Source organism: Lysinibacillus sp. CNPSo 3705 (assembly GCF_028674935.1).
In the GTDB taxonomy this organism is placed as follows: Bacteria; Bacillota; Bacilli; order Bacillales_A; family Planococcaceae; genus Lysinibacillus.
In genome coordinates this window covers 1-9,888 of sequence record NZ_JAQZSD010000115.1, presented here as the reverse complement: position 1 = coordinate 9,888, position 9,888 = coordinate 1, and the positions used below count along the sequence as shown (strand labels likewise).

General features: G+C 35.8%; 16 protein-coding genes and 1 pseudogene. 13 read left to right on the top strand and 4 right to left on the bottom strand.

The features are described 5' to 3' along the window. The first annotated feature begins 234 nt into the window (after positions 1-234). The 6 genes from PVA17_RS24110 to PVA17_RS24090 all read left to right on the top strand — a co-directional run bounded on the left by PVA17_RS24110 (position 235) and on the right by PVA17_RS24090 (position 2,263). Positions 235-360, top strand: coding sequence for a hypothetical protein (locus PVA17_RS24110; RefSeq protein ID WP_274069234.1), 126 nt, complete (start codon positions 235-237; stop codon positions 358-360). Between the two features lie 119 nt (positions 361-479). Further along, positions 480-758 (top strand): polysaccharide deacetylase family protein, encoded by a 279-nt coding sequence (locus PVA17_RS25430; RefSeq protein WP_369128058.1) that lies wholly within the window; start codon positions 480-482, stop codon positions 756-758. 112 nt (positions 759-870) lie between these two features. Beyond that, positions 871-1,020 carry a hypothetical protein gene (locus PVA17_RS24105; protein ID WP_274069233.1) on the top strand — a complete coding sequence of 50 codons (150 nt, stop codon included), beginning with the start codon at positions 871-873 and terminating at the stop codon, positions 1,018-1,020. 94 nt (positions 1,021-1,114) lie between these two features. Next, complete coding sequence (locus PVA17_RS24100; protein WP_274069232.1) at positions 1,115-1,399, top strand: hypothetical protein; 285 nt, start codon at positions 1,115-1,117, stop codon at positions 1,397-1,399. Between the two features lie 76 nt (positions 1,400-1,475). Beyond that, on the top strand, positions 1,476-1,880 hold the full coding sequence (locus tag PVA17_RS24095; RefSeq protein WP_274069231.1) for a phage holin family protein: 405 nt from the start codon (positions 1,476-1,478) through the stop codon (positions 1,878-1,880). Next, positions 1,877-2,263 (top strand): M15 family metallopeptidase, encoded by a 387-nt coding sequence (locus PVA17_RS24090; protein WP_274069230.1) that lies wholly within the window; start codon positions 1,877-1,879, stop codon positions 2,261-2,263. The genes PVA17_RS24095 and PVA17_RS24090 overlap by 4 nt, the downstream gene beginning before the upstream one ends. 276 nt (positions 2,264-2,539) lie before the next feature. On the opposite strand, the gene PVA17_RS24085 is transcribed toward PVA17_RS24090, so the two are convergent. Next, entirely contained in the window at positions 2,540-2,704 is a 165-nt protein-coding gene (locus PVA17_RS24085) for a hypothetical protein (protein WP_274069229.1), read from the bottom strand. 63 nt (positions 2,705-2,767) lie between these two features. After that, positions 2,768-3,325, bottom strand: a complete 558-nt coding sequence (locus PVA17_RS24080) for a hypothetical protein (protein ID WP_274069228.1) — start codon at positions 3,323-3,325, stop codon at positions 2,768-2,770. A gap of 257 nt (positions 3,326-3,582) precedes the next feature. Here PVA17_RS24080 and PVA17_RS24075 point away from each other — a divergent pair, with 257 nt between their 5' ends. The 3 genes from PVA17_RS24075 (at position 3,583) to PVA17_RS24065 (ending at position 5,890) form a co-directional block, all read left to right on the top strand. Further along, on the top strand, positions 3,583-4,014 hold the full coding sequence (locus tag PVA17_RS24075) for a BrxA/BrxB family bacilliredoxin (protein ID WP_132358233.1): 432 nt from the start codon (positions 3,583-3,585) through the stop codon (positions 4,012-4,014). Further along, a complete protein-coding gene (locus PVA17_RS24070) occupies positions 4,002-4,793 on the top strand; it encodes a class I SAM-dependent methyltransferase (protein ID WP_274069227.1) in 792 nt (263 codons plus the stop codon). Before PVA17_RS24075 ends, PVA17_RS24070 begins: the two co-directional genes overlap by 13 nt. A gap of 335 nt (positions 4,794-5,128) precedes the next feature. Beyond that, positions 5,129-5,890 carry an ANT(4')-I family aminoglycoside nucleotidyltransferase gene (locus PVA17_RS24065; RefSeq protein ID WP_274069226.1) on the top strand — a complete coding sequence of 254 codons (762 nt, stop codon included), beginning with the start codon at positions 5,129-5,131 and terminating at the stop codon, positions 5,888-5,890. Between the two features lie 492 nt (positions 5,891-6,382). Here the strand turns inward: PVA17_RS24065 and PVA17_RS24060 are convergent. Then, positions 6,383-6,919: pseudogene (locus PVA17_RS24060) on the bottom strand (site-specific integrase); the annotation flags it as partial. A 17-nt stretch (positions 6,920-6,936) separates the two neighbouring features. Here PVA17_RS24060 and PVA17_RS24055 point away from each other — a divergent pair. The 4 genes from PVA17_RS24055 (at position 6,937) to PVA17_RS24040 (ending at position 9,261) form a co-directional block, all read left to right on the top strand. After that, positions 6,937-7,095 (top strand): hypothetical protein, encoded by a 159-nt coding sequence (locus PVA17_RS24055; protein ID WP_274069225.1) that lies wholly within the window; start codon positions 6,937-6,939, stop codon positions 7,093-7,095. A 74-nt stretch (positions 7,096-7,169) separates the two neighbouring features. After that, positions 7,170-8,099 (top strand): hypothetical protein, encoded by a 930-nt coding sequence (locus PVA17_RS24050; RefSeq protein WP_274069224.1) that lies wholly within the window; start codon positions 7,170-7,172, stop codon positions 8,097-8,099. Between the two features lie 89 nt (positions 8,100-8,188). Further along, positions 8,189-8,593: a phage holin family protein gene (locus PVA17_RS24045; RefSeq protein WP_274069223.1), complete on the top strand. Its 405-nt coding sequence runs from the start codon at positions 8,189-8,191 to the stop codon at positions 8,591-8,593. Beyond that, positions 8,590-9,261 carry a M15 family metallopeptidase gene (locus PVA17_RS24040; RefSeq protein WP_274069222.1) on the top strand — a complete coding sequence of 224 codons (672 nt, stop codon included), beginning with the start codon at positions 8,590-8,592 and terminating at the stop codon, positions 9,259-9,261. The genes PVA17_RS24045 and PVA17_RS24040 overlap by 4 nt, the downstream gene beginning before the upstream one ends. Before the next feature lie 60 nt (positions 9,262-9,321). Here PVA17_RS24040 and PVA17_RS24035 read toward each other — a convergent pair whose 3' ends face one another. Continuing rightward, positions 9,322-9,840, bottom strand: coding sequence for a hypothetical protein (locus tag PVA17_RS24035; RefSeq protein ID WP_274069221.1), 519 nt, complete (start codon positions 9,838-9,840; stop codon positions 9,322-9,324). Positions 9,841-9,888 lie beyond the last annotated feature (48 nt).

Here is a 9,888-nt window from a genome sequence, read left to right as displayed (position 1 = left end):
AAACTTTGCGTTATTGATCTTAGTTGAACCGCCGTATACGGAACCGTACGTACGGTGGTGTGAGAGGTCGGGAGTTAATCACTCCCTCCTACTCGATTTCCTTGGTATATTAAAGTTTGTAGGGGATTTGAGATTATTGGGACGAGCGGATAACTAGCACACCGTATAAATCACACTCAGCCTTGTATTTCAAAATTTGAGAACAGTGTAAAGGTTCCAGACGCCATCACCTTTATGGAATGGTTTAAGCAAACAAAAACGCAAGAAGTTGCTGTTGCATTCTTAATGGGGATGGATGGGCTTACGATTTTACAAACATTGCTTCCGGTTATTGGTGGATTTATTTGTTGGTTTATTTGATCAAGTTTGTATAGGAAGTGAAAAATTGATTTTGATGATGGTTTTATTTCTCAATATACGAACGCTTTTCCCCTCATGTTGGCTAGAGGATTCGTTGGATCAGTCGGTGTCATTAGCGGATCAGTAGGTACAACGGGATATATGAATTTAGCACAATTAAAGAGCTATATAATTATGGGTGGGATTTGTTTAATCACACAGTTACACATCAAGATTTATCAACATTGTCAATAAATTGTATCCAGGCAGAATTGGACGGTTGTAGGGAATGGTTAATTTTCAATGGATTCTCCAGAACTGCTGATTTTGTAGCGTATCCTTATGGCGGTTATAATAATGACGTTTTAGAGGTCATGAAAAACTATAAATTAGGAAGGGTCAATAAGAGAAGAGTATGAAATTCTTCCACCAATTCAACCACATCTGCTTAAAACGGTCATTCTATATAACAATGTAGAAGAAATCACATTTAGAAATGCGATTGATTATGTAATAGAAACAGGGGCAACGGTGATTTTCCTACTTCACAAAGTAGAAGATGTAAATACAGATGAAATGAATTATCCAACAGAAAAGTTTAAAAACATGCTTGATTATCTATATTCAAAGCAGGAAGAACTAAATGTACTGTCATGGAGTGAATATGCAAATATGTTTTAAGAGAAACGCGGCATAAGCTAGCGTTATTTTTATTATTTAATTCAGCAGGGATTCCTTTTCTTTTGTCGAATTTAGTAAATAGAGGAGTGATTTATTGATAACCAAGATTAGAAAAGTTAAGTTTGAGCCAGAAAGAAAAAATCCAATGTATAACGTTATTATGGAATGTCCAAATGGGAAGGAACTATATGTGAAATTTGATTATACTTATGCAACTGAAAAATTTTGGCCATTAAAAGTAAATTATAATAAAAAAAATTATGGTGCAAAACTTGCATGGTATACAAGAGAAGTTGAAAACATGACTGTTGAATTGTTTTTAGAAACAATTGCAAATAAGATAAATAAAAAATATAACTTTGATTTACTACAAAATTAGTAATAATACATTTTGTTTTATGCCTTCCACAATCATCTGTGGAGGGCTTTTATTATGCAAAAAAGGAAGTGTTTTAATGGAAAAATGGATAGGGGCAATTAGTGGATTAATTGGGGCTTTAGTGTCTTATGCTGTGGATGGTCTAGGCATGGCCGTAACTGTATTAATCGGTTTTATGGCTATTGACTATATTACAGGAATTATGGGCGGTATCGTTAATCGTAACTTAAACAGTCGTGTAGGATTCAACGGCATCATACGAAAAATTTATTACTTAATGTTAGTTGGAGTAGTGTATTTACTGTCACTAGTGATACCAGGTATCGAGTACGCAGGGGATGGGGCAGCCATTGCATTTTGTGTTTTAGAGTTTATTTCTATCACAGAAAACGGAACAAAGATGGATTTACCAATGCCAGAGTTCATTAAAGAAATTTTAGCCATTGTAAAGGATAAAACAGGGGAAGGTGATACTAAATGAGCACAAGCGTAACTATTACTTGTCGAGACTTAGCCGCACTATTACCAGTTGCACAAACAGCATGCCGATTGTTGTTTCAAGAGTGTTTTAAAGCTGGGATTAAAAATATCTTCATCACAGAAACGTATCGCTCGCAAGCACGACAAAACTATCTATACGCACAAGGACGAACTCGTCCAGGACAAATTGTTACATGGACGCTTAAAAGCAACCACAGTAGTCGTTTAGCATGGGATATTGCAGTTGGACCTCCACAATCATTATATGACTTGACAACGCTCAATCGAGTAGGGGCAATTGCTCGGAAGCTAGGTATTACATGGGGCGGTGATTATGTAGGTAGTATTGACCGACCTCATTTTGAAGTTAAGTCTTCTTGGTAGATACCGAAAGGCTACAAGTTAGAAGGACAAGTAATCGTACCAAGCAACAGCAAAATGAAAGTTCAATTAATTGTGGAAGACAAAAAGGAGGAAATCAAAATGACAAATTGGGATCCAGGTTCACCTACTATGAAAATAGAAGCTGAAAATTAGCTGTTTTTGGTTTATTAATTTCAGTAGTGGACACAGTTAAACATAAGTGAAAAAAGTCCCATAATGGAATTCGATAACTCCATTATGGGACTTTTTAATTTTATTGAAATTATATTGTAAATGTTAATAAGTAAATGCGGTATCCCAAGCGGCTTGATTATTTGACTTGTTCCCAGAAATACTAACTGACATCGGTCCCCATCCAATTGACCAAGATGTAGAACTACCTGTATCTTCTATATATTTACTTAAAACTTTTAGTTGAGCATTTGTATTGGTACGTTTCATATCTAAACTTACCCACCCTTTATGCCAAACGTAGTCTGTTCTTGTTAAACTCCACACAGCACCCTAAAAGTCTAAATCATAAGGTTTTCCATTGCAATTAGCTTTTTCTATATATCCTGATGACGGTAGTCCACTTTGAAATTCTTTACATTTATAACTATTTGCTTTTATAGACCAACCAGACGGGACAGCAATAGCAATTTTATCACCATTTGTACCACCATATTTCGTAAAATTCCATGAATAGTTTGCATAAACAGATTTATACTTAGTTTGATCAGTATCAATTAAAGTCCACACATCGTGAGAAACTTGTAACTCTTTTGAAGGGATAGTAGCCATTGGCATAATTATATTTGAATCATTTGGTGTTTCGATTAATTCACCTGTAATCGAATCTTTTGTAAATTCAGTTATTTCAGTAGTATCGAAAATTATTGTACTATTAGTACTCTTAAGATAAAGATCTAACTTTTGATCGTAATCCCATCTTTCTAATAATTCATTAGGCGCACCAGTTGATAATATAAAATCATTAAGTTGTTCTTCAGAAATCTCTCTTTCTTCTGCAAATACATTAGAGTCGCTAATACAAAATGCTAGAATAAATCCCAATAACATAATTAACTTCCTCATAAAACATACTTTTGTAAAAACGTTGTTATTGTAATACTGTATACCGATCATGCTCTTAAAACTCAAGTAGAAGAATTACTTTTAAGCTATACAAAAGACCAGGCGTTCATAAAATGTGGTACCTGGTCATTATTATTTATCAAAGGCTCTTTTTATTAGAGGGCAAAAGGCAAGTCTTTGTACATTCGTGAAAAACCTTGCTATAATAACCTTTGCGAATACATATGAAAGAGGGTAAAAGCATGAACGCTTACGATGAATATATGAAACAGGTAGTGAAACCGATGCGTGAGGAGTTAGTAGGGGCCGGATTTACGGAGCTTACGACGGCTGATGCGGTGAATGAGTTTATGGCGGAGGCGAAGGGAACTTCGTTGGTTGTGATTAACTCGGTTTGTGGCTGTGCGGCTGGATTGGCACGTCCGGCTGCTCGTGAAGCGGTGGAGGCGGTTAAGCCTGATAATCTTGTGACTGTTTTTGCGGGTCAGGATCCTGAAGCGACTGCCGCGATGCGTAGCTTTTTTGAGGATGTACCACCAAGTTCACCATCAATGGCAATTTTAAAGGATGGGCAATTGGCATACTTTATTCCACGTGAACAAATTGAAGGATTCCCTGTGGAGCAAATTGTTACACATTTAACAGGTGTTTTAGAGCAAACATGCGAGAAGTAAAAACGATTGTTACAACAGCGGGCAGACCAGACGATTTATCGTTGGGGCTCGCTGCTTTTGCGTGTCAACAATTAGATGCATCGTTTGAGCCGAGAAAAAAGCGTTCTGTTCGGAAAATCTCTCAGGAGTTGCATGCACATGTAATCGTTGCTGGGAAAAATCGTTTTGAGTATTATGCATTTGGTGCGAATGAGCCGTTTTTCTTTCATCCGAATTCAGCAGCGTTTCGCTTAAAGCGTGTAGCTCGTGGGGAAGCGGAGCCGTTTTTGGAAGCGGCACAGCTTAAAAAAGGAGATTCGGTGCTTGATTGTACATTGGGACTTGCTGCGGATGCTATGCTGGCGGCATATACAGTTGGCGAAGCGGGACGAGTCGTTGGACTAGAAGCGAATCCTAATGTGGCCTTTATAGTTGAGCAAGGAATAAAATCCTACGATACGACTGAGTTGCCGTTAACTGCATGTATGCGTCAAATTGAAGTGGTGCAGGCTGAAGCAGTTAACTATTTGAAAACTTTACCGGACAATACTTTTGATGTCGTGTATATGGATCCTATGTTTGAAGAGATAATTGTAGAATCCAATAATTTTGAAGCATTACGCTTAGCTGGGGAACATGTGACATTAACGGATGAATGGGTAAGTGAGGCGAAACGAGTGGCGAGAAAGCGAGTAGTGTTAAAGGCACATTTTCGCTCAGAATGGTTTACCAAATATCATTTTCAGCAATACGAACGACCAACTGCGAAGTTTCATTTTGGCGTTCTAGATGTTGACTGAAATAAAAAATGATTGTTTTTTCAAGAGGCTTGTTCATTTTGAACGGGCCTCTATTTTTGCTGTGAAATTTAAGATATGGTAATGTGAAACAGTATTGGTTGTTACTAATTTACATGTTTTTTAATAAGCTAAAAGGGATAGTTAATTTAGTTAAATTAGTAAAAGAAGGATGCATATCATTTGACGGGATGGAAGATGTGTATGAACCTGAGATAATGAATGTTTATGCGGAAAGGTGGTTTTGTACATGACGGCAGATAAGATTCCTCGTTAAGCTCGTGGTCCTCCACGGCCAATTATAATCTCATTTAAATAATTAACAAGGAGAGACAAATATGATTGGTCCGGAAAACGTAACGAGAGAAAAAAGAGTGGAAATTGCATATTCAATTGCAAATCAAGTTTTAGAGAGATATGGTTCAAAAGTTCAAGCAATTGGACTTTATGGTTCGGTAGCACGAAAAACAGATGGACCATTTTCAGATATAGAAATTAAATGTATTTTAAACGCTTTAGATGAAAGCTTTAGCTATGAATGGACGGCAGGGGACTGGAAGGCAGAAGTGAATTTTGATAGCGCAGAAGATATTATCGAAGAAGCGACGGCAGTTGATGAAAAATGGCCGCTGACGCATGGACAATTTTTCAACATTCTACCTATTTATGACCCAAAGGATTTTTTCACTGAGCTTAAAGTAAAAGCGAGCTTGGTGGATAGCTTGATGTTTAAAGAAGCCATTTGTCGAACATTAGTGGAAGAAATGTATGAGTACATGGGGAAATTAAGAAATATTGAAGTGCAAGGTCCGAAAACATTTTTACCGATTTTAGCGATGAAAATTGCAACAACAGGTGCGATGATTTTAGGTTTACACCATCAACGCTATTTTACAACTTCTGCGCAAGTGCTACCTGAGGCATTGGCGTTTACAGATCAACCGGAGGGGTTTGATGTTCTTTGTGAGCTGGTGATGTCTGGACAGCTGTCGAATCCACAGCAAATTATCACAGTCTGTGAAAATTTTTGGCATGCTTTATTAACATGGTCTACTCTACATGGGTATTCTATTGCATGTTCAGCTGTTATACCTTGGTAACTTAAAATGAAATATTTACTTTTTCGCAACCTTGTGATATAATATGAACCGTGCTATTTTAGGTGGCATATTTACGTAATCTGGAATTCTGCTTTTTGTTTTTGAAGATACTTATTCACACTGGCGCATGCTTTGGGGCTGCAAGGACGCAAAAGAAGGTTGGGTTTGCGTTGCTTAAGTTAGAAAGCACACAGTGGAATTTTACCGCGGTGATGAAACTAAATGTTTCAATATAATATTCCCCAGATGATTGGGTTGAGACTTTACAATTTACGAAAAATGTTGCCTATTAAATACTAAAGGGGTGGCTTCGCATAAGCGAGGCTGCCCCTTGCCTAATTTACGGGGACTGTGAGCGGAAAAATTGGCTATCAAAGTAGAAAAGTCCGCAAGCTTGCGGACTTTCTTTGTAAAAAGGAATTGTATTAGTTCGTGTAACATTAATTAAATGATAAAAGTATTGATTTATCAACGTTTACACGACTTTTTTAATTAATTAGCCCCACTTTTAGCCCCAGTTTCGATTTCTAAGCTTTTGCTGAACACTTCCATTGTCTGTTCTTCCAACTCTTTCATTACGTGGCCGTAAATTTGGTAAATCATTGCTGGGGTATTGCCTAAATGTTCAGCAATCACCTTTACGTTTTGTCCACCATTCAGTAAAATCGTGGCATGAGTATGACGTAAACCGTGAAAAGTAATTTTAGGCTCGCCATCATCGTTTAATATACCAGCCTTGAACATAGTATCTCTAAACATTTTATGAATTGCCATACCATGTAATGGGTTATTGAATTCGGTGATAAATATTAATTGGTGATCGTCAAATGTCTTACCATGCTTCAATAAAATTTGTTTACACCATATTTTATATTTTTTGAGTTGGTCAATCACAAGATTATCAACTAAAATTTTTCGGTAACTATTTTTAGTTTTAGGTGTGCGTGTACCTTTTTCATCCCGTGTACGTTCAATAGTAACCGTGTTATTTTTAAAGTCTATATTTCGCCATTGTAAACTGCAAGCTTCACGAGGAGTGGATATGTATGATTTGTAATGCAGCGAAGATTGTAATTAAATCAGGGAATTATAAATATGAAGATTTAGACTCGGATTTATGTTTATTCTTGATGATGAAAAAAATTACGCAAGAACAGTACGTTGAATTGATTAATATGATGGACGCACAGAAAACGCAAGCATGAGCTTAGCGTTATTTTTATGGTCTAATAATAGAGGAAATACATTCCTTTTGTCGGAATTGTAGTAGATGAAAGGAATGAATGATATGCAAAATGGTGTTGGTACGCAAAATGACTTAAATGCTTATCTTTATCTTAAAGAAGAAGTTGAAGCTATCAAAAGAACCTTCGAAAGTCCCGCATATGTGCGAAGTAAGCCATTAGACGATCTAGGGTTTAAAATATTAAACGAACTTAATAATCATGAGCCGGATTCAGGGATTAGATTTTACTCGAAATCTAAAGATTCAACTTTAAATAAGTACCCGAATGTTATTATCTCAGATATCCAAAAACATCTGGCTATTTCTATAGATGTAATAATTGATGGAATCAAAGTGTTATTTATTAAAAGATATATAGATTTTAATCTTCCCCGAACAGTAAAAGTAAATGAAATACTTCAACTAAGCATAGAAACAAGGCCTGATGAACAATTATTAAAGTATGGTTTAGTTTTTGAACATAACTTACAAGGGGTGGAGCATATTAGATTAACTGAACGTGGTTTTTTAGCTATGATGGACTATTCCGTTAAAGAGATGCAATTATTAAAAAAAGAACTGATAGAATTTAATGTTCAAAATAGAGAACAATTGGATGAATTAAAACGATTAGATTCTGAAAGATTGGGGGCAATTGGAGAAATAGATGAAAAAATAAAAGGCACAGAATCTATCAAAAAGTTTAATGAAAATATATTCACTATTTTCTCTATAATGTTAGCTATATTTGCGGTTATAGGCATTAATGTTGCAAGTATACCTAAGATTGAAAATAACTTCATATTAAACGTAATTGTGGTTAACTTTTCTGTATGTTTTAGTTTAATTGTTTTATTTTATCTAATGAATACATTGCTCTACAGAGAAAAAAATAAAGCATTATCTATATTATTAATAACATTCTCAATCGCTTTCGCTATAGCATTTATTGCTATAGGATTAAAAGAAATTATTAGATATTGAAATTAAGCACGTCCAATTTAGGGTGTGCTTTTTATATTGCCTTCCACTTTTGTGGAGGACTTTTATTATGCAGAAAAGGAAGTGTTGTAATGGAAAAATGGATAGGAGCAATTAGTGGAATAATTGGCGCTCTAGTCTCTTATGCTGTGGACGGTCTAGGGATGGCTGTAACCGTTCTAATCGGATTCATGGCTATTGATTACCTTACAGGAATTATGGGCGGTATCGTTAATCGTAATTTAAACAGCCGTGTTGGTTTTAACGGTATCATACGAAAAATTTATTACTTAATGCTAGTAGGCTCAGTTTATTTACTGTCGCTAGTTATTCCAGGAATCGAGTATGCAGGTGATGGGGCAGCCATTGCATTCTGTGTACTCGAATTTATTTCTATCACGGAAAACGGTACAAAGATGGGCTTGCCAATGCCAGATTTTATTAAAAAACTTTTAGCAATTGTAAAGGATAAAACGGGGGAAGGTGAAACGAAATGAGTACAAGTGTAACTGCTACATGTCCAGACTTAGCCGAACTATTACCAGCTGCACAAACAGCTTGTAGATTACTATTTCAAGAGTGTTTTAAAGCTGGGATTAAGAACATCTTTATTACAGAGACGTATCGCTCTCAGGAACGACAAAACTACCTATATGCACAAGGACGAACACGACCAGGGCAAATTGTTACTTGGACACTAAACAGTAATCATAAATCACGTCTAGAGTGGGATATCGCTGTTGGTCCTCCACAATCATTATATGATGTGACAAAGCTCAATCGAATTGGAGCTATTGCTAAAAAGCTAGGCATTGAATGGGGAAGCACATGGACAGGTAGCATTGACCGACCGCACTTTGAAGTTAAATCATCTTGGAAGATACCGAAAGGCTATAAGCTAGAAGGACAAGTAATTGTTCCGAGCAACAGTAAAATGCAAGTTCAATTAATTGTAGAAGACAAAAGGGAGGAAATTAAAGTGACAAATACAAATTGGAATCCAGGTTCACCAACTATGAAAACAGAGGCTGAAAATTATATCGCTAAGGCAGTTAAAGACGGTATTATTCAAGCTTCACACCTAAAGGATTTACAAAGTGGAGTAATGACAACTGATCGTTTGATTGGGTTGTATATTACAATTCAGCAAAGACGTAGTAAATAAGCAAAAAAATCAAAGGACTGAACCATTTAGCAATAGATTCAGTCCTTTAATTTATTATTATTATTTTTTATAAACCCACATTATACTAGCTCCGCCAAGATTGTAACCATAATCTGTTGACGTAGTAACAGCACCAGTTAATGTTGAACGGAATGTATGACCATCAAGTTTAGCGATTTGAACTGATCCACTTTGTCCAGAAATTTCTTTTCTACCTTGTGATAAACCGCTTGTTAAGTCCATTGTAGATATTGCTCCGGAAAAAGATTTAAATTTATAACCTTTGTTCATAACCACTTTATAACTTATTAAATTACTTTTATTAACACCAAAATTCACTTTAGCAATTTCTTTCTTTTTAGCAAGAAGTGGAGCAACACTTGTTAAAGGTTCTTCAGAAGTTTCGATTTCTGTAGACTGTGGTTCCTCTTCATACTCTAAGAATTCAGCATCTTCATAGACGGGGATACTGACTGTTGTTTGAAACTCCTCAGAGTATGCCTCAGCATGTGCATTATTTATTGGCGTAAATCCAATGAATAATAATAAAGTTAATACTAGCGAAAATAACTTCTTCATTCTTCGCCTCCATAAAATTTGTATTTATTACAATATTTAGTATATAAT

Bases quoted from the DNA above. Each gene is read 5' to 3' on its own strand.
- PVA17_RS24110 (WP_274069234.1), top strand. From the start codon at position 235: ATGGAATGGTTTAAGCAAACAAAAACGCAAGAAGTTGCTGTTGCATTC.
- PVA17_RS24095 (WP_274069231.1), top strand. From the start codon at position 1,476: ATGGAAAAATGGATAGGGGCAATTAGTGGATTAATTGGGGCTTTAGTG.
- PVA17_RS24090 (WP_274069230.1), top strand. From the start codon at position 1,877: ATGAGCACAAGCGTAACTATTACTTGTCGAGACTTAGCCGCACTATTA.
- PVA17_RS24085 (WP_274069229.1), bottom strand. From the start codon at position 2,704: ATGAAACGTACCAATACAAATGCTCAACTAAAAGTTTTAAGTAAATAT.
- PVA17_RS24080 (WP_274069228.1), bottom strand. From the start codon at position 3,325: ATGTTATTGGGATTTATTCTAGCATTTTGTATTAGCGACTCTAATGTA.
- PVA17_RS24075 (WP_132358233.1), top strand. From the start codon at position 3,583: ATGAACGCTTACGATGAATATATGAAACAGGTAGTGAAACCGATGCGT.
- PVA17_RS24070 (WP_274069227.1), top strand. From the start codon at position 4,002: ATGCGAGAAGTAAAAACGATTGTTACAACAGCGGGCAGACCAGACGAT.
- PVA17_RS24065 (WP_274069226.1), top strand. From the start codon at position 5,129: ATGATTGGTCCGGAAAACGTAACGAGAGAAAAAAGAGTGGAAATTGCA.
- PVA17_RS24055 (WP_274069225.1), top strand. From the start codon at position 6,937: ATGATTTGTAATGCAGCGAAGATTGTAATTAAATCAGGGAATTATAAA.
- PVA17_RS24050 (WP_274069224.1), top strand. From the start codon at position 7,170: ATGAATGATATGCAAAATGGTGTTGGTACGCAAAATGACTTAAATGCT.
- PVA17_RS24045 (WP_274069223.1), top strand. From the start codon at position 8,189: ATGGAAAAATGGATAGGAGCAATTAGTGGAATAATTGGCGCTCTAGTC.
- PVA17_RS24040 (WP_274069222.1), top strand. From the start codon at position 8,590: ATGAGTACAAGTGTAACTGCTACATGTCCAGACTTAGCCGAACTATTA.
- PVA17_RS24035 (WP_274069221.1), bottom strand. From the start codon at position 9,840: ATGAAGAAGTTATTTTCGCTAGTATTAACTTTATTATTATTCATTGGA.